Origin of the sequence: Microcoleus sp. Pol12B3 (assembly GCF_036701355.1) — a bacterium.
Lineage (GTDB): Bacteria > Cyanobacteriota > Cyanobacteriia > Cyanobacteriales > Microcoleaceae > Microcoleus.
Genome location: NZ_JAUBQS010000087.1, coordinates 1 through 18,294, shown reverse-complemented (window position 1 = coordinate 18,294; position 18,294 = coordinate 1). Strand labels below are relative to the sequence as shown.

The window sequence follows — 18,294 nt, the reverse complement described above, 5'->3', positions numbered from 1 at the left end:
TAGTAGAGTATGGCATTATCCGCTCTGAGTATTTTGATTGTAATTTTACATTAGCCGATCGCCCGTGACACGAGCCGCTCGCCCGTGACACGAGCCGCTCGCATCTCTACGGGCGATCGTCAAAAGATCTCAAATGGGTTCTATAATTTAAATCCCTGCGACTCCTTAATCTCTTCCGAAGATCGGTATATATTTCCTTTGAGTTAGCGTCTTAACTTTTTTACTTTAGTTAATAACTCATATTAAGTTAAAATAATTAGTTGGGAAGTCTCATAAATTTTTCTGGATGAATCTACAGAACCATTCGAGTTACATTTATTTACATGGATTTGCTTCAAGTCCTGATTCAGCGAAGGCTAAATATTTCCGCGATCGCTTTTCTTACCTAGGAATTGACCTAATAACTCCCGATCTCAATCAAAATGATTTTTCGGGACTCACTCTCACCCGCCAATTAAATCAAATAGAAACAGACTTTTTGTCAAGCGAATCCTCCCAATCTCCAACAGAAAATGTAAAAAGTATAGGGGGAGTCACCATAATTGGGTCTAGTTTCGGGGGACTGACAGCAGCTTGGTTGGCCCAGCGACAATTGTCAGTCAAGCAAATAGTTTTGTTAGCACCGGCTTTTGACTTTATCTCCCACTGGCTGCCACTGTTGGGACAGCAACAGTTAGAAAAGTGGCAGTCTGAGAAATATTTGCCCGTTTACCACTACGGCCAACAGCGTTATGTGCCACTGAATTATCAGTTTTTGGCAGATATGGCTCAATACCCTGAAGAAAAATTAATCCGGTCAGTCCCTACGTTAATCCTTCACGGTCAGCATGATACAATAATACCGGTTCAAGCTAGCAGAAATTTTGCCGCTAACCGTCCCTGGGTGCAATTAATCGAATTAGAAGACGATCATTCTTTGGGAAATGTCCTAGCGGAAATGTGGGAAGCGATTCAAAAGTTTTGCCCATTCAAAAATTAAAATTAGACAAACTTGCAAGTCTTAACAATAAAATGACTGAACAAGATAGATCGACTCGCACCTTAGCCGTTGACATTGGCGGAAGTGGCATCAAAGTTATGGTTTTGGACAATGAAGGCGCACCCCAAACGGAACGCAGCCGTTTAGAAACGCCTCAACCACCTAAACCGGAACCGATACTAGAGGCGATCGCCTCTTTAGCCAGCGGACAAGGGGAATTTGACAGAGTATCCGTCGGTTTTCCAGGCGTCGTGCGTCTAGGCGTCATCAAAACCGCAGTGAATTTAGATCCGTCTTGGATAGATTTTGACTTAGAAACTACTCTCAAAGATCGCTTGGGAAAACCTGTGCGAGTGGCTAACGATGCGGATATTCAAGGATTGGGAGCAATTGCTGGGACGGGGGTAGAATTAGTAATTACCCTTGGCACCGGTTTTGGTTCTGCCTTATTTGTCGATGGTATCTTGGTACCAAATCTTGAGTTAGGACATCACCCGTTCCGCAAAGGGGAAACTTACGAACAGCAATTAGGCCGATCGGCATTAGATACAGTCGGTTCCAAAAGGTGGAATCGCCGTCTAGAAAAAGCGCTCACGTCTCTGCAAAATCTCTTTAACTGCGATCGCATTTACATCGGTGGCGGCAATACTAAAAAAATTGCTTTTGAGTTACCGCCACAGGTTAAAATAGTACCAAATGTGAGCGGTTTATTGGGCGGGATTGCTTTGTGGCGCGATTGAATAAACTTTGTGGCACAAATGCCCATCATCAATATCAAAGAAAATCAAAGAAACCGGATCTTTGGCTCTGATTAAAGGCAATAATCGAGTCTTGCGGTAAAAAATCCGGTTTCTGAATCCACCCACCACTGTTGATTTTGTTTTGGGCTTGGGCGGTAGCGGATCCATCGAAGAGGGTCGCCGTTGAAAAAGTTATTCGCCCATTGGATCGCGGTAGCGTTTGGGTTCATCCTTGCGAAACAGATTCGCCAAACCGAGGATGCCCAACAAACCCAAAGCACCCCAATGATTGTTGTCGTTTTTGCTTTCTTGAAAGGGAGTTCTGTCTAGAACGACTCCATTAGAACCAGTATTGTTCTGGGCCGGAGCTGAATCGGTTTGAGCTGAGGCAGGCATAGCTGAAGGGAGAACAGCCAAACTCAAAGCTATGATGGTAGCGGCGGCATTTTTAGAGATATCGGACGGCTTGACTTTCATACTTGGTTTCCACATATTAGCAGTTACTTTCTAAGAATAATCAATTTGCCGCAGCCGACGCATCAATCGATCGACAGAAACTAAATCCCTCCTCTCCTCTTGCTTTCGAGATAGAACAAGCTCTATGCTAAGTTCAGATGCTTGTAAGCAGATTATCTAAAATAAAAAGTCTAAAACTCTACCATGCTTCCCTTTATCCGAAAAGATTTAGCCGAACTTACCGCATACACTCCCCATCCGGGCGGCACATCAGGAGAACCAGCGCACTCGGAAAGGGCGATCGATCGCCTAGATACCAACGAATGCCCCTACGACTTGCCAGAGGAATTAAAAAAAAAGTTAGCTTGGAGTTACCAGCAGTTAATTGAGACAAATCGCTATCCCGACGGAGGACACGCCGTCCTCAAAGAGGCGATAGCCCAATACGTCAATGAATCCCTAAATGTCGCCCCCCTTATTAAGGGGGGGTTAGGGGGGGTGACACTGCCAAAAACCGCCATTACAGCCGACAATATTTCTGTGGGTAACGGTTCCGACGAACTAATTAGATCGCTCTTAATAGCTACTTGTTTAGGCGGACAAGGCTCTATTTTGGTAGCCAATCCCACCTTCTCGATGTATGGAATAATCGCCCAAACCCTCGGCATTCCCGTTGTAAGTGTTCAGCGGAAAGAGGAGAATTTTGAAATCGATATCGAGGCGGCTAAAAGGGCGATCGCCCAAAATCCAAATCCCCCCGTGCGCGCTGTCTTTGTCGTTCATCCCAATTCTCCCACAGCCAATGCTTTGACAACCGATGAAATAGAATGGTTGTCAACTTTACCAGAAGAGATATTAGTAGTAATTGACGAAGCTTATTTTGAATTCAGCCAAAATACTTTAGCCGACCAATTGCACCAACACCCGAATTGGATAATTTTACGCACATTTTCCAAAGCATTTAGATTGGCATCAATGAGAGTCGGATATGCGATCGCCCATCCCGAACTCGCAGCCGCCTTAGAAAAAATCCGCCTCCCCTACAACCTTCCCAGTTTCTCGCAAACTGCAGCCGAGTTAGCCTTAGCGCAGCGGCAGTTATTGCTAGCAACCATTTCCAAAACTATATCAGAAAGAACAAAATTAATTGCAGCGCTAACTCAGCATCAAAAATTACAAGTTTGGCCGAGTGCGGCTAACTTCGTTTACCTGCGGGTGAAAGCCGGCGATCGTAATTTAGCAGAAACTGAACACAAACAAATCATGCAGCAGCTAAAAGAGAGAGGTACTTTAATTCGGCATACTGGGGGAGGTTTGCGAATTACGGTGGGCAGTCCCGATGAAAATCAGCGAACCGTCTATCGAATTGGAGAAATTTTTGACAAGTCATAATATTCGGTATCCAGTTTCTGCTTGACACAAAAATAACTTTGGAGAAGATATATATGCTTCAAGGAAAGGTTTTACGAGTTGCTCGTCCAACGGATTGCCTCGATCAAGTTGTTCATTTCTACACAGAGGGTTTAGGGCTGCAAATCCTCGATAGTTTTGAAAACCATGAAGGTTTTGACGGAGTAATGGTTGGGATGCCAGGAGAAAGCCACCACTTTGAATTCATCCATCAACGGGGACATATTGTAGGTGGCGCTCCAACTCAAGACAATATTATCGTCTTTTACCTTCCTAACCAACAAGAATGGCAGCAGGCTGTTGAGCGAATGAAAGCAATTGGACTTGAGCCGGTAAACTCCTACAATCCCTACTGGGACAAAGATGGAGTGACCTTTGAAGACCCAGATGGCTATCGAGTCGTTTTGCAGAATGCCGAGTGGAGCTTGTAGCAGCGCGATCGTCGCATCAGGTATCTACACCAATTTATAACTCATCCTTTCCTTGTCGCGCCGCCCGAATGGTTTGGGGAAATACGCCTACTAAAAGTGCCAAAGCTTCATCGGGAATTTGTGCCACCGTTTCCGAATCCAAATATTGTTCAAATTGAGTTAAAACCATTTGTGCGCGTTCCAAAGCTGCTGGCTTTGCCGTTAACTGTTCCATTAACCGCACCCACTGCCGCCGAATTCCAAAAGCTTTCTGTATTTGTTCGGGAGATTGAGGGCAAACCAAACAAAAATTCCCGACGGGAATCGCCTGTTGAGAGTCAAGATCAAAAGCGCCCCCAACGGCAGCCCCAGGCCCGGCAAACTCCGCGTGGAAACGTTTAATCAAAATTAGGCCGTTCCGGCGACGGCTATCTACCATCAACAGCTTGCCGCTGTTGATTTCTACGAGAATGTCAGAGGAGTGGGGGTGTTCTGTCAAATCTGTGTCAAGGTTTCGATGTCGCAAGTCCGGGCCAGCAGAAAGGCCGGCGCGGACAATATAATTAGAAGTAAGATTAGAGCTGGATGAAGTATCAATTTTTTTCTCATCCCGCTGCCGATCGAGATTATTCATTTAAAGTTATAAATTAATACTGTCACAAGGTGGTAGTTTGAGCGCGATCGAATATCAAATGCAGGTAGAAAAAGCAGTAGACACCCTGAAAGCGGATCTCCCGACGCTTTTTGAGAAAGACATCTCCTACGACATCTACACAAAAGATGTTTATTTTCAAGACCCTGTTAACAAATTTAAAGGAAAAATCAACTATCGCATTATCTTTTGGACTCTGCGATTTCACGGGCAGCTATTCTTTAGCGACATTAACTTCGACCTGCACGGCGTAAGTCGTCAGACAGCGCCTGATACTATTGTGGCAAATTGGACTGTTCGCGGCGTCCTGCGGGTTCCGTGGAAAGCTCGGATCTTCTTCAACGGCTACTCTACTTATAAACTGGATAAAGACGGCTTAATTTACGAACATCTCGACACCTGGGACAGAAAACCCGGAGAGATTTTAAAGCAGTTTTTCCGCAAGGGGGAGGATTCCAGCCAAGGATAAGCTAAAAACGTCGATCGCCCCGATCCATCAGGGCCGGCCATCCAAATAACTTATAATGAAGAAAATAATCATCATCCCTCCGATTCATTTTCTGCTATTTGTAAATTGCTAAAATGATTGTCGCCTCTGATTCATTTTCTGCTATTTGCACTCCTGAAAAACATCATGCCAGATATTGTCGAGACTGCCACTAATGCCGGCTCTTTCAAAACACTCGTGACTGTTATTGAAGCCGCTGGTTTGTTAGATTTATTGCAAAGTCCGGGTCCCTACACCGTCTTAGCACCAACTGACGAGGCATTTGCCAAAATTCCTACAAATACTATTACGTCTTGGTTGGAAGACATACCCAAGCTCAAGAAAATTCTGACTTATCACATTCTGTTTGGAGAGGTACTAACTGAGAACTTACTTGAGTTAAGTTCTGCTGAAACAGTGGAAGGTTCTGTGGTGGGAATTGATACTTCTGACGGCATTAAAGTGAATGATGCTAAAGTTCTCAGTTCAGATATTCTTGCCGACAACGGCGTCATTCATATCATTGATTCGGTGCTACTACCAGCAATGGTTGCAGCAGAATAAAACTTGTGTTTTCGCTGATAAATTTCGGGTGCGCTAGGCGCACCTGATGCCTATAATAAATTCTAATAAATTTAGAATACGCGGGGCAAATCACCGATAAATGCCTGGTGCGCACCTTACACGCATAAATGTCTGGCGCGCACCTTCCTGCTATAAATGTAGGTCTACGGGGAGCAGATTATCCTACATTTTAAACTAATTATCCGAACCTAAAATCAAGCCAGATCGTGCCGGCAGCATCAATTCTAACTGCCGAGTTTCTCCTTCACCTTTCCAAACAAACTCGCCTTTACCGAACAGCAATTTCTCGTGAGGAGATTTTAAATTAGCTGCCTCAAAGCTAATATTAGCTTCTTCGGTCGCGACATTGACAGCAACAACTATTTCCTCATCCCCCAAAATTCGGGCAAAAACGTAAACTGTTCCTTCAGCAAACAGAATGTGGTACGCTCCAGTGCGGAGAGCTTCGTATTTGTGCCGCAAAGCTATCAACTGCTTGTGATAATCTAAAACATCGAGTTCCCAGTGAGCTTTTAAGGGGAAACCGCGACGAGAATCGGGATCTAGAGCACCGGGTAAACCAACTTCATCGCCGTAGTAAATGCTGGGAGCCCCAGGAAAAGTTAACAGCAGCAAAGTAGCGAGTTCGACGCTAGCTTTATCGCCCCCAGCAATTGACAGCAACCTAGCTGTATCGTGACTTGCCAACAAATTAAGTTGAGTTAGCTGTATCGGCCACGGGTACAGTTCCAAAACGTGCTGAATTTTGTCACCGTATTCTTTAGCAAAAAGCGGCGGATAGGGATGGTAAGAACGACCTTCTATTTGAGCTAAATCTACCCGATCGCCCGCTGCAAAAGCAATAGTCGGGGCAGCAAAAAGATAATTCATTACTCCGTCAAATTGACTGCCGTCGAGCCACTCTCTGGCATCTTCCCAAACTTCGCCAACAATGTAAGCTTCGGGATTAATGGCTTTAACTCGTTCTCGAAATTCCTGCCAAAATCCCGGCGTTTTAATTTCAAAAGGAACGTCCAGCCGCCAGCCATCGATGCCGAATTTAATCCAGTATTCGGCGATTTCCATTATGTATTCTCGCACTTCTGGATTGTCGTGATTGAATTCAGGAAGTGCTCGATTCCCATCCCAACCGGCATAATTAGCAGGAAAATTGCCGTCGTAGGCAGATAGCGGCCAGCCTTCAACTTTAAACCAATCTACCCAAGGAGAATGGGGGCCGTTTTCGAGGATGTCGTGAAAGAAGAAAAAGCCGCGGCTGGCGTGGTTGAATACGCCGTCGAGGACGATTTTGATGTTGCGATCGTGGGCGGCGTCTAGAAGTTCTTTAAACGCTGGATTGCCGCCCAACATCGGATCGACTTGATAGTAGTCGTGGGTATGGTAGCGGTGATTGCTGGCCGACTGAAATATGGGGGTGAAGTAAATTGCGTTAATGCCTAAGTCTTGCAAGTAGTCTAGCTGTTCCATCACGCCCCACAAGTCGCCACCTTTGTAGCCTTGGAGGGTGGGGATGTCGTGCCATTCTTCCCACATGAAGTTTTGCAGCAGGCGTTTGCGGGGCTGTTTGCTTTTGGCGAAGCGATCGGGGAATATTTGGTAGAATACGGCGTTTTTCACCCAGTCCGGCGTTTGAATTTGCATACACTTTTTCTAGCTTTTACGGCTTAGGCTACCGTAGCAGGGGTTTCCAGGGGATCTAGCTTTTGGTAGAGAATAGACATTTAATCCCATTTGATCGATCGACAAATTGTAAAATATTACACAAATGTGCAGTCAATTTAAGATTGAAAACTGACTCTACCTATAAATTTATAGTCCCGCCGGCCTGCGCTTCCTGAGTGCTGTGGAGTTAGACAAACTCACATAACAGGAACGCCAGCAAAAACAACAGGATCAAACTCAAGCATAACCAGAGCGAACTTTGGGCCCATACAAAGCCTCACTGGGCGTGGCGGTGCCGGCCACCCTGGAAAAAGAACAACAGCGCGCGCCATCCTGGAGGGAGAAATTGCGAAAACGAGCAATTTACCTAAGAAAGTTGTTATTAACAGCCAAAATCCCCAACCTTATTCTTTCCTTAAACTGCCGTTATTTACTGAGGGGTATTTTAACTCACAACTCAAAACTTTGTTAAATATCCATTATTGATTGATGGGTATTTTAACTTAAAACTCAAAACTCAAAACTCCAGTCCCGAACGCACTCCAACTCTTATAAACCGGGTTTTTTAACTCTTATTGAGGGTGTGAAGAAGTATTTGGATTAAACAACCCGGTTTCTGGGTAAGCGACTCCACTCATAAGTGAAAACTCAAAACTTCCTTGCTCTCCCCCCTTGTCAAGAAGCCCTCACCATCCGACACTGTACTTGGAGAGTTAATCGACCCTAGGGAGAAAGTTCCTTGAAAAAAGTCTTAGCCATCATCCTCGGTGGCGGTGTAGGCACCCGCCTTTACCCCCTAACCAAACTGCGGGCCAAACCCGCAGTTCCCCTCGCAGGCAAATATCGCCTCATCGATATTCCTGTCAGCAACTGCATCAACTCCGAAATAGTCAAAATTTACGTCCTCACGCAATTCAACTCGGCATCCCTCAACCGCCACATCGCTCGCACCTACAACTTTTCCGGCTTCACCGACGGATTTGCTGAGGTGCTCGCCGCCCAGCAAACTCAGGAAAACCCCAACTGGTTTCAAGGGACAGCGGACGCAGTTCGCCAATATCTGTGGCTGCTAGAAGAGTGGGACGTTGACGAATATTTGATTCTTTCGGGCGACCACCTCTACCGCATGGACTACCAGAAGTTTGTGCAGAGACACCGCGAAACCAACGCCGATATCACCCTCTCGGTTTTGCCAATGGACGAGAAGCGGGCCTCGGATTTTGGTTTGATGAAAATCGACGACAACGGCCGCATTGTTTCTTTCAGTGAAAAGCCAAAAGGCGATGCGCTCAAACAAATGCAGGTGGATACTACTAAACTGGGACTGACAGCACAGCAGGCTCAGGAAAGTCCTTACATTGCTTCGATGGGGATTTACGTCTTCAAAAAAGAAGTTCTGATTAAACTTCTGAAAGAATCTCCCAACCAAACTGATTTTGGTAAAGAGATTATTCCGAATAATGCAAAAGACCACAACGTTCAAGCTTATTTGTTTGACGATTACTGGGAGGATATCGGAACCATTGAGGCTTTTTACGACGCTAACTTGGCGCTGACAAAACAGCCTCAGCCACCTTTCAGTTTCTACGATGAAGATGCGCCGATTTACACTCGCCCGCGTTTCTTGCCGCCGACTAAGCTTTTAGATACTCACGTAACTGAATCGATTATTGCTGAAGGCTGCATTCTCAAGCAGTGCCGGATCGACCATTCTGTGTTGGGAGTTCGATCGCGCATTGAAGCTGGATGTACGATTCAAGACACTCTAGTCATGGGTGCTGACTTCTACGAACCCGACGCCGAACGCCATTCGAGTTTGGACAACGGCGGCGTCGCCCTCGGTATCGGTGCAGATACTACAATTCGCCGCGCGATTGTGGATAAAAATGCCCGCATCGGCCGCAATGTTCAAATAATTAATAAAGACCGAGTGGAAGAAGCAAACCGCGAAAACCAAGGTTTTTACATCCGCAGCGGCATTATCGTAGTCCTGAAAAATGCCACAATTCCTGATGGAACTATCATTTAGTTATTAGTCATTAGTCATTAGTCGTCAGTCATTAATTTTTTAAGTTAAAATCTGTTACCTCTCAGCAAGTGACTGATGATAAATAAGTAAATTAGTGACAGATCACCAATGACCGATGACTGATGACTGATGACGAAATTCATTCTTTTTTTTGTTGATTATTAATTCCCACCGCTGAGGCGAGGTTGTCGAAATACTTGGCTGCATTCAAAGGCTCGCGCATTATTAATAAGGGACAGTCTCTGTTACTGTGTGCCGTGATACAGATATGTCCGATCGCCTGCGTCTGGAGAATAGCTTCTGATTCTTGTATTTGCGCTCGTAGCACGACTGACAAATGCGCTGCCCGTTTCTGAGTACAACACAACTCTCGGAACTATCTTTCCACTCGTCGCAGCAGCCGCAAGGCCAACTTAGCAAATAATTCATAATGTGAGCACCCTCGTGGCGTTAAAACCTGATCCCTTTATTATCTTATCTTAATGTTTTATAGAAGTGTGTGATGTAGCTAACAGACAGCAGAGATATTATGCTATATTAGTTTGATTAAAATCTATTCAGAGGTTGTAAAAATAAGCTTCTATAGCACTGGTCTGGGGTGAGCAAAAAATATCTCGAAATTTTGTGGGATGACGGCGCACTTTAGGGTATAATACAGTCACAATTCAGACACCAGATTCGACCGGAATTGCTGCTGAGAACCTGCTAAGATTTGCATTGAGTAAAACCTCCTATAGAGAAGTTCGATCGCACCGCGCACCGCAACAAAAGAGCAAAAAAAGCTCGCTCTTCCGCAACACTCAACCCGACGGGTACTCGCGCCAGCAACAGCAGCAGCTCTCCCGGGCTCGCTTCAACCGGGATGCACCCTAAAGCTCTCGCCTCCTCCCAAAAGCCCGAAGGCGCACAACTCCTAAAAATTTATGGTGGCAAGAGTCTTACCCTCTAAAAGTTCAAAGGTGTAGCAACCGCCCATAGGGTAAGGGTGTTGTTCATTCATTGATGAAACATTGTTTTTGTTGTCGAATGCCAAAAGCATTTCTAGACCCGGCTGCTCAGGCTGTCCTCAGCACCAGAGAGCCGAATCCTATAAAATCTCAAACAACAGCGGGGTGCGGAAATTGCGATCGTCGCGCAAGCAACAACCGAACTCGATCGAGTCCAAACCTTTGATAACCTATAATTTGAATGAGATGCCACAGGTACTTTTACCCCTGGCATTAAACTAATTCGCCATCCTGAGGCTAATTTGGGATTTATTCTTTCTAACAACTAACAAATAACAACTAATAAAGAGGGGATTGCTTAATGGCTGCGACAGATTTTAAAGACTATTACGCTATTTTGGGACTCAACAAAACTGCCAGCTCTGACGAAATTAAAAAAACTTTCCGCAAACTAGCCCGGAAATATCACCCGGATATGAACCCCGGGAACAAAGAAGCCGAAGCTCGTTTTAAAGAAGTAAACGAAGCTTACGAAGTGCTATCAGACCCAGAAAAACGCAAAAAATACGATCAATACGGTCAATACTGGAAGCAAGCTGCCACCACTCCAGGCGGATGGCCAGGCGGGGGCGGTACGACTGTAGACTTTGGCGGCGTTGACTTCAGCCAGTACGGCAGTTTTGACGAATTTATCAATGCCTTGCTCGGCCGCGCAGGTACCAATGCCAGTAGTGCCCGCAACGCCAAGTGGAATTACAGCAACTACCGCGCAGGCGGGCCCACCGGTTTTGGCGGATTTGAAGATTTTGCGGGGTATGAAAACCGCAGCGCAGGAAGCTCTCTCGACACCGAGGTGGTGGTTTCCCTGACTTTGGGGGAAGCATTTCGCGGCACTTCCAAGCGAGTCGCCACGGGCGAAGTTTCGATTCCAGCAGGAGTAAAAACTGGCAGCAAAATTCGGGTAAAAGGTAAAGGTCAAGTTGACCCGTACACCAAGCAGCAGGGAGATTTGTACCTAAAATTAGAAGTTTTGCCTCATGCTTTCTTCCAGTTTGAAGGAGAGAATTTGGTCTGCGAAGTGCCTATAACTCCCGACGAAGCGGTTTTGGGAGCTTCAATTGAAGTGCCTGCGCCTGAAGGTATGATAACTGTAAAATTTCCAGCCGGGATGCGATCGGGTCAGTCTTTGCGGTTGCGGGGCAAAGGATGGCCCAAACCCAAGAAAGACGAGCGGACTGATTTGTTAGTAAAAATTGCGATCGTGCCGCCGAAAGAAATGAGCAGTATAGAACGCGAATGCTATGAAAAAATCAAGGCAAATCGCACTTTTAATCCCCGCAGCAATATCAACCAAATGCTGCTTTGAAAAAACGTGCATTTCTCAGACGCAAATAATACCCTTTCTGACATCTTTCCTAGGGACACAGCATTGTTGTGTCCCTACTGTATGCAAGCGCGCTCTCATTTTAAAAAAACCCTGTTAAGAACTGAAATTTTATTCCCCCGTCGTTGGCAGTTTCCAACGCGATCAAGACTCTTCGCTAGCTGTTAGGTGAGTAGGTTGGCTACCTTCTTTGATGTTGATGCTAATTTTTTTAGCTCCTTTGTTCTCCAGGTCTCGGATGTACCTGTTCGAGCTGTTAGAAGCTTCCTGTCTGCTGTCATAGGGGCCAAAGTAATAGGTACGCTTTGGCGAATCAGTGTCAACTTCTACCCACCATTCGCCACGTCGAGTGCTGCTAGCAGGTTGAGCTAGCACCCAAAAGGCGGTGAAAAACATAGCCAACATAGATATTTCAAACATATTTACCTCTGGGAAGACTTAAGTAGCTTTTTCTGTTCTCTCTCAATTTATCAAGGCAACAGGATCTCTCGGCTCGTCCTCAGTGCTGATTTAGCCCCGATTATTTTTGGCAGTTAGTGCTAGCTAAAATCTGCATTTTGGTGTAGAAGATACCGACATTTAAGCCACCACTACAAATATAAAGTCCGCAGGGTAAGGACTAAGACAACATGATGCTTAATATTATTGTTGAGGCTTCAGTTAAGGAAAAACTCAAACAGAACTTACACTCTCTAGACGCCCAGAAACCGGGTTGTTTAACCGATACCCCTCGCAATAGATGGAGTATTTGCGTTAAAAAACCCGGTTTCTGCCGGTTGGACTATCAAAATTATTAAGCAGCGACACCTTCTGAGAATTCATCACAAATGGTGAGAGCCGAAGGCTGACACCGTTTGATGCGGATGCTAACTTTTTTGGCTCCCTCGCTTTCCAAGTCTTCTATGTAGCCTGGAGTATTGCTGGAAGCTTCTTTGTCTGTGTCAAAGGGGCCAAAATAGTAGGTACAGTGGGGCAAGTCGGTGACAATTTCTACCCACCATTTCTCAGAGCGGTGGTGGCTGGGCCCCGCAAATACGGACAAGACTGCGACGTAGATACAAAATAAATAAAATCCGAGCATTTTTATTCTTCAGGGGTGATTTAATTTATTATTAAAATGTATCAAAATAATTTGCCACTCGAATCAACCTCAGTGCTGATTTTGAGTCGATCGAACTGAGATGGTAGATTGTAGATCTTAGATTTTTTCTCCCATCTAAAATCTAAAGCAAAACCCGCCGGTGCGGGTTGTTTGCTAACTGAAAAATGCTCTTTTTCCCAAGTAGAGGCCTGGGCAAACCTCAGCCTGCTGAGGTTTAGCGCTTGCCTTTGGGGAACTGTTCGATACCAGCCCAACCGTAGAAAACCAGCTCGTCGTTCTGAACTCGGCAGCGGTCTACTCGTAGTTGAGTGCCTTCTAAGGCAAATTTGTCTAAGTCTAGCAAGTTATTTACGTGGGCAATTATAGCCTGACCCAAGTCTACTGCTTGCCCGTCACCGCCGTAAGTAACGCTGACAAATTGGATTTTACGTCGGTCTTCTACTTGCAATTGAGCTGTAATATCTATTTTGACGGGTTCGCTGGCCTCGCCTACGGTAATTTCGGACTGAAGCCGAATTGATTTGTCACTTCCGAAGCTGACTTCAGTGTTTTGAAAGTGCAGAGATTGCTCTTGATACTTCAGCTTCTGGAGTTTTTCAACTACAAAAGGTGTATTGAATGAGGTGGTTAAATCCGATCGACTTAAGACTACTCGCATATTGGCCTGGGTAGGCTGTCGCAATTTCACTTGACCTGCAAAAATCGCCCCAAAATCAATTGAGACTGCTTGCAGGTAGAGTTCCATCACTTCTATGCGGAGGCCGTTGTACATCAACATACCTTTGCCAACAAAGTCGAAACCGTCGATGCTTCCCTGCAAGAGTTTGGCTACTGGTTCGACTCGGATGTTGGCCTCGGCCTTTTCAGAACGCTTGAATAAGGCTGCGATCGCAGCTCCTGCTACTTTACTAACAAGGCGATCGCCACTTTGACCTTGAAAGGATGTACCGCTAAACAAAGCTGCTACCATTTATTCGTTTGCTCATCTACAGTCGCCATTATAACCCTATATTAAGAAATGTAAAAATCGCTTGTGCTTATTCACTCTATAAGCAGATCTTGTTTTTTTGTCTGTCTTCAAAACAACATTGTTGAAATTTAAAGGCTCAGGGGGGTGCCTTGGAGACAGGCGCGATCGAGCAACGCTCCATCCCACAGGGTTTGTTCGATCATGGCGCAAAGTAAATTAGCCCCCGTCAGGTTAGCGCCGCGCAGTACGGCTCCATTCAGAATCGCTTCTTCCAAGTCAGCTCCTGACAAATCAGCGCCGGACAAATTGGCATTGCTCAAATCGGCACCAAGCAAAATTGCCCGAGCCAAAGCAGCGCCCCGCAAATCGGCGCCACGAAAATCGACACCGCTCAAATCCAAATTGCCGATGGATGCCCCCGTCAAAAAAGCACCCCCAAAACTTGCGTCGCGGACTAAAGCGTTAGCGAAGGAAGCTCCCCGCAAATCGGCATTGCGAAAATCTGCGCCTCGCAAGTCAGCGCCGCTCAAGTCAGCACCTCTGAGGTTGGCTCGCAATACGGCCCGCTGCAAGTTAGCGCCGGCGAGATTAGCTCCACTCAAGTTGGCTTGAGACAAGTCAGCACCTGCGAGATCGGCTCCCGCTAAGTCTTTGCCGGCTAAATCAGTGCCGGCCAACATCAAAATTTTGCCTTTGCGTATGGCTTCGAGGTCATTAGTCATTAGTTTTTAGTCATTAGTCATTGTCGTCATTAGTCATTAGCGCACAGACAGGCGGTGGCTACAACTCCCAGTGGTAGGGTGCGCTTAGCAAGCACAGGCTGAGTTTTTGTAGTGTTGGAAAAGATTTTGTGCTGAGTTTTAAATGCCCAATACTTCTTCGGCTAGGCACTTTAACTGCGCTCAGCACAAGCTCTGTACAAGTTCCCAATTACCAATTACCGATCGCCCATTTCCCATCCAGTTATTTTATAATGCCGGAGCGGTCGCGGTCGTTCGATCGCCCAAATCCTCCAGCCATACGTTAGGCAGTTGGCTCGGGCGGTTCGGTAACTGCATCAAACCCATTTCTGCCAGCCTGACGACGTTGCTGAGTGTTTCCACCAAAGCCGGATCGAAGCGAGTGCCCGACAGTTCGCGGCACTGTTCCAAAGCTTCGCTCAAACTCAAAGCCGGACGATCGCCACGGGGTTGAGTCAATTCTTGAAAATCAGCGACCAACCCCAAAATCCGCGAAGCAACGGGTATGGTTTCGGCTCGCAAACCCTCTGGCCTGCCGCTGCCGTCCCAATATTCGAGTTGGTGCTTGACAATTTCCGCCACAGGTGCTAGTTCCGGCATTGCTTGCAGCAGTTGGGAACCAATGAAACTGCGATCGCGCCAAAAAGAGAAAGTTGCTGGGTCGAATTGATCGGGAGTGCGATCGAACACTTCATTCGGGGCAGAAACTAAGCCGACTCGAAACAGCAATCCAGCCAGCCGCAGCCTCCGCAACTGCAAAGCAGGCAAATCCAGCAGTTGACCCAAAGTTTCCGACAAAGCCGCCACCTGCAAAGACGCTGTAGGATTGGAGGTATCGCGTTCGTCCACGCGCTGGGCCATCCGCAGAAAAGCTTGAAGTTTGTTAGCGTTCAAATTGCGGCTGACGCGCAAAGCTTGACCTTCTAATTCCCACAATTCGCGGGTTTGGCGGTTAATTGCCACCATTTGCTGCTGAGAACTTTGCAGGTAAGTGACTATCCGCGATACCACGCCACTAATATCTGCCAAGGGCGGGCCTTTGGTTGCCAGGATTTCGCGGTACATTTCCAGCAAACTGTCGGCTAGGGGGGAGTTGTAATGTCGCGTCTGTTCTATAAAAATTTCTGCCGAGGCCGACACCAAAGACTGGTCAAACGACCACAAACCGTAGAACTTTCGTTCTGTATCGACTTCTGGCTTGCCCTCGGGCAAGTATTCCTCGGCTGAAAGTTCGCGGCAAAGCACCATTGCTTTGTATGTGGGGGCGACGATGATTAAATTCCATTCTTGGATGAGGGGGTCGCTCTCATCGAGATTTATTAAAGATACATTTTCTAATTGACCCGTTTTGTGGGTAGCGAAACCGCTGTCGGCTACTGCACCGATGACAACGCGCCGAGAGGCATTAGCAATATCTAGGTAGCGATCGGCTTCCTGTAAATACCATTTACCCTGCTGAAACGTTACCAAAACTAAGGGTTGGAGTTCGCTCTTGTCCCCGCCACTGGTTTGCAAAATGTGGTCTTCTAGGGCGTGACATAGGGCTACTAGGGTGTTTTTGAAGTATACCCCGTAGCTAGAAGGCAGTTTTCCGTCGGGAAGTGTAGCTTGTAGTCTAGCGAGAGTTGATTCTGAATTCATTGCAAAAAGCGGTGCCGGCTCTTACTTATTGTAGCGGGCGATCGAACTTCTAGAAAAGACTTTTGGCAAAAATCCTAGTTTTTGAGTTTTCACCGCTTCGCCACGGAGTCAATGTAGAGTGCGCCGAAGAGTACCTGATTAATTTTAGTAATTTTCTGGAAACCCTCTGTCTTTGGCTGAGTTTTTTTCATACGAGAAACCTGCCGAGAGGAAGACGATAAATAACTTAGGTATTAACTACTATTTTTAAAACAAGATTATTAGGAATTCTGAGCGTGCTTCAACAAAATAGAAGTTTAGGGGAACAGGCGATCGACAAAGTTGCAGAGATTGCTATTGCTAGCAAATTAGACGAATCCGAAACTTTGTCTGTCACAGTTAACACCGATCCTGGCCAGCTAGCCCAGGGAGAAGTAGAGGCCGTTGCCGTTGAGGGCAAAGGATTAGTAATGCAGCAAGATTTGCGCGTGGAAGAATTGCAAATCCACGTCAAGGATATTGCAGTCAATCCCCTGACCGCTATGTTTGGCAAAATTGAACTGAACGGGCCTGCCTTCGGTGGGGCGCGCGCAGTTTTAACAGAAAGCGATATCAACCGCGCTTTTAATTCCGAATACATCAGCAGGAAACTGAAAAACTTAAAAGTTACTGTTGACGGACAACAGCAGACAATAGACGTTAAAACTATTGAGTGCAAATTGCTAACCGGAACAATCGCTTTAAATGCTGAGGTATTAGTGCGGGAAACTGCCTCCACGGAAAAGATTTATTTCACAGCAAAACCTGAGATCGCAGCGGGCGGTTGGGCAATTTCTCTTCAGGATGTCGAGTATCCGGAAAACAAGGAATTTTCGCCGGAGTTAACTGAAGCTTTGGCTGACAAAGCTGGTGAAGTTTTAAACTTGCGAAATTTTGAACTTGAGGGAATGTCCCTGCGGATCCAGCAGCTAAATGTGGAAGCTGGTTTGCTAACTTTGCAAGCTGAAGCGAAAGTCGAAAAATTCCCTAATTAGGAGCTTGTAGGGTGTGTCAGAAACAAAAAAGCTCTTCAATTCCAGCAACTATTGGAACTGGCGAACCCTACTATTATGCTTTGCTTTGGAAAAATCTCGGCAGTTTATTAAATCCCCCTAAAGTCATAAAAAAGTCGATAGCAACCCGCAGCAAAATATTACCGCCGTTAGAGGCAGGCATGGGGAGTTTACTTTTATTCTTGACAAGTAGTAGTAAAAAATCGGAAACTTTTAATGAACACTGTAATTTCTTTTTTGAAAAAACTGCGTAACGGTCGATTTTTGACTCAATTTTTGACTGTATTTATGGCAGGTGTGCTGCTGTTTACCAGCACCGCTTGCAATGCGGGCGATGTTCGAGGCGCTCGGCCTGACAATCCTCCCGTTCAAGCTGGAGGAATGAATAATCCTCACAAGGGTGACGGTGATGGATACACGAATTATAAAACCTCCACCGATCCTAAAGTAAATCAGTCGCCTGCTCAAGCACAAAAGAATCGGGCTGATTTGTCGATATTGGGCGATCGTCTTATGGCTGCGACTACCGGTGAATCTAATTCCTCAAAGCTGCTTTATCCGGGTTCTGCACCCATGGAAACTGACAAGTTAGACCCCGAACGCGGCGGAGATAAAACTGTGTTAGAAGCGCCAGACGGACAAAGCGATTCTGATGCCAATATTTTAGAGAAAGTAGGCGCTGCGTTTAAGGATGCTTCTGGTTTCCTCAAAGATAGTGCTGAAGATGCCAAGGAAAGCTCGGTTACGAAACTCAATCCGCTGCAAAAATAAGCAAGCATAACCTAAAATAATGTAGGGGCTGTCTGAAATTAGCCCCTACATAAATAATATATAAAATATAATTTAGCCAAAGTATATAAATGCTTGTAGAGCTGTTATATGCTCAAAAAATTAACTCTTTTTCTGTTTTTTTATGAGGCATAGCAATATATTTGACATTTTCTGGGATTTAGGCTGCGATTACCGATAGTGTTTTTGGTAAATTGTAATCATCTGGAGTTTAGACTAACAAGGGAAAGAAAAGGGAGCCTGTGATTGGCACAGGCTCCCTAAAGGCAGAAAATTGAGA

At 45.9% G+C, this 18,294-nt stretch carries 20 protein-coding genes; 11 read left to right on the top strand and 9 right to left on the bottom strand.

The window, feature by feature from the left end:
- Positions 1 to 286 precede the first annotated feature (286 nt).
- Entirely contained in the window at positions 287 to 979 is a 693-nt protein-coding gene (locus tag QUA53_RS26515) for a YqiA/YcfP family alpha/beta fold hydrolase (protein WP_333100718.1), read from the top strand.
- Positions 980 to 1,011: 32 nt separating this feature from the next.
- Positions 1,012 to 1,719 (top strand): ROK family protein, encoded by a 708-nt coding sequence (locus tag QUA53_RS26510; RefSeq protein ID WP_333100716.1) that lies wholly within the window; start codon positions 1,012 to 1,014, stop codon positions 1,717 to 1,719.
- Positions 1,720 to 1,911: 192 nt separating this feature from the next.
- On the opposite strand, the gene QUA53_RS26505 is transcribed toward QUA53_RS26510, so the two are convergent.
- A complete protein-coding gene (locus QUA53_RS26505) occupies positions 1,912 to 2,196 on the bottom strand; it encodes a WGxxGxxG family protein (RefSeq protein ID WP_333100715.1) in 285 nt (94 codons plus the stop codon).
- 183 nt (positions 2,197 to 2,379) lie between these two features.
- Between QUA53_RS26505 and QUA53_RS26500 the strand changes: the two genes are divergently transcribed.
- Positions 2,380 to 3,567, top strand: coding sequence for a histidinol-phosphate transaminase (locus tag QUA53_RS26500; RefSeq protein ID WP_333100714.1), 1,188 nt, complete (start codon positions 2,380 to 2,382; stop codon positions 3,565 to 3,567).
- A 53-nt stretch (positions 3,568 to 3,620) separates the two neighbouring features.
- The gene (locus QUA53_RS26495; protein WP_333100713.1) at positions 3,621 to 4,016 is read left to right on the top strand and encodes a VOC family protein; all 396 of its coding nucleotides are present in this window, start codon (positions 3,621 to 3,623) and stop codon (positions 4,014 to 4,016) included.
- A gap of 34 nt (positions 4,017 to 4,050) precedes the next feature.
- Here the strand turns inward: QUA53_RS26495 and QUA53_RS26490 are convergent, their stop codons facing one another.
- Positions 4,051 to 4,629, bottom strand: a complete 579-nt coding sequence (locus tag QUA53_RS26490; RefSeq protein ID WP_333100711.1) for a hypothetical protein — start codon at positions 4,627 to 4,629, stop codon at positions 4,051 to 4,053.
- Positions 4,630 to 4,687: 58 nt separating this feature from the next.
- Between QUA53_RS26490 and QUA53_RS26485 the strand changes: the two genes are divergently transcribed.
- Entirely contained in the window at positions 4,688 to 5,116 is a 429-nt protein-coding gene (locus QUA53_RS26485) for a DUF2358 domain-containing protein (RefSeq protein WP_333100720.1), read from the top strand.
- Between the two features lie 165 nt (positions 5,117 to 5,281).
- A complete protein-coding gene (locus QUA53_RS26480) occupies positions 5,282 to 5,698 on the top strand; it encodes a fasciclin domain-containing protein (protein WP_333100709.1) in 417 nt (138 codons plus the stop codon).
- Between the two features lie 195 nt (positions 5,699 to 5,893).
- Here QUA53_RS26480 and QUA53_RS26475 read toward each other — a convergent pair whose 3' ends face one another.
- Positions 5,894 to 7,360 (bottom strand): alpha-amylase family glycosyl hydrolase, encoded by a 1,467-nt coding sequence (locus QUA53_RS26475; RefSeq protein ID WP_333100707.1) that lies wholly within the window; start codon positions 7,358 to 7,360, stop codon positions 5,894 to 5,896.
- Positions 7,361 to 8,120: 760 nt separating this feature from the next.
- Between QUA53_RS26475 and QUA53_RS26470 the strand changes: the two genes are divergently transcribed.
- Positions 8,121 to 9,410: a glucose-1-phosphate adenylyltransferase gene (locus tag QUA53_RS26470; protein ID WP_333070968.1), complete on the top strand. Its 1,290-nt coding sequence runs from the start codon at positions 8,121 to 8,123 to the stop codon at positions 9,408 to 9,410.
- A gap of 139 nt (positions 9,411 to 9,549) precedes the next feature.
- On the opposite strand, the gene QUA53_RS26465 is transcribed toward QUA53_RS26470, so the two are convergent.
- Complete coding sequence (locus QUA53_RS26465) at positions 9,550 to 9,738, bottom strand: hypothetical protein (RefSeq protein ID WP_333100706.1); 189 nt, start codon at positions 9,736 to 9,738, stop codon at positions 9,550 to 9,552.
- A gap of 389 nt (positions 9,739 to 10,127) precedes the next feature.
- Here QUA53_RS26465 and QUA53_RS26460 point away from each other — a divergent pair, with 389 nt between their 5' ends.
- Positions 10,128 to 10,283, top strand: coding sequence for a hypothetical protein (locus QUA53_RS26460; protein WP_333100704.1), 156 nt, complete (start codon positions 10,128 to 10,130; stop codon positions 10,281 to 10,283).
- Between the two features lie 435 nt (positions 10,284 to 10,718).
- A complete protein-coding gene (locus QUA53_RS26455; protein ID WP_333100702.1) occupies positions 10,719 to 11,723 on the top strand; it encodes a J domain-containing protein in 1,005 nt (334 codons plus the stop codon).
- A 162-nt stretch (positions 11,724 to 11,885) separates the two neighbouring features.
- Here the strand turns inward: QUA53_RS26455 and QUA53_RS26450 are convergent, their stop codons facing one another.
- The 5 genes from QUA53_RS26450 to QUA53_RS26430 form a co-directional block, all read right to left on the bottom strand.
- Entirely contained in the window at positions 11,886 to 12,161 is a 276-nt protein-coding gene (locus QUA53_RS26450) for a DUF1816 domain-containing protein (RefSeq protein ID WP_333100700.1), read from the bottom strand.
- A 373-nt stretch (positions 12,162 to 12,534) separates the two neighbouring features.
- Positions 12,535 to 12,822, bottom strand: coding sequence for a DUF1816 domain-containing protein (locus tag QUA53_RS26445; RefSeq protein ID WP_333100698.1), 288 nt, complete (start codon positions 12,820 to 12,822; stop codon positions 12,535 to 12,537).
- Positions 12,823 to 13,057: 235 nt separating this feature from the next.
- The gene (locus QUA53_RS26440; RefSeq protein ID WP_333100696.1) at positions 13,058 to 13,813 is read right to left on the bottom strand and encodes a DUF2993 domain-containing protein; all 756 of its coding nucleotides are present in this window, start codon (positions 13,811 to 13,813) and stop codon (positions 13,058 to 13,060) included.
- 128 nt (positions 13,814 to 13,941) lie between these two features.
- Positions 13,942 to 14,535 (bottom strand): pentapeptide repeat-containing protein, encoded by a 594-nt coding sequence (locus QUA53_RS26435; RefSeq protein ID WP_333100695.1) that lies wholly within the window; start codon positions 14,533 to 14,535, stop codon positions 13,942 to 13,944.
- Positions 14,536 to 14,781: 246 nt separating this feature from the next.
- Complete coding sequence (locus QUA53_RS26430) at positions 14,782 to 16,194, bottom strand: HD domain-containing phosphohydrolase (protein WP_333100693.1); 1,413 nt, start codon at positions 16,192 to 16,194, stop codon at positions 14,782 to 14,784.
- A gap of 275 nt (positions 16,195 to 16,469) precedes the next feature.
- Between QUA53_RS26430 and QUA53_RS26425 the strand changes: the two genes are divergently transcribed.
- Both QUA53_RS26425 and QUA53_RS26420 read left to right on the top strand, forming a co-directional pair.
- Positions 16,470 to 17,207, top strand: coding sequence for a DUF2993 domain-containing protein (locus QUA53_RS26425; RefSeq protein WP_333100690.1), 738 nt, complete (start codon positions 16,470 to 16,472; stop codon positions 17,205 to 17,207).
- A 234-nt stretch (positions 17,208 to 17,441) separates the two neighbouring features.
- Positions 17,442 to 17,996, top strand: a complete 555-nt coding sequence (locus tag QUA53_RS26420; RefSeq protein ID WP_333100689.1) for a DUF6658 family protein — start codon at positions 17,442 to 17,444, stop codon at positions 17,994 to 17,996.
- Positions 17,997 to 18,294: the final 298 nt, after the last annotated feature.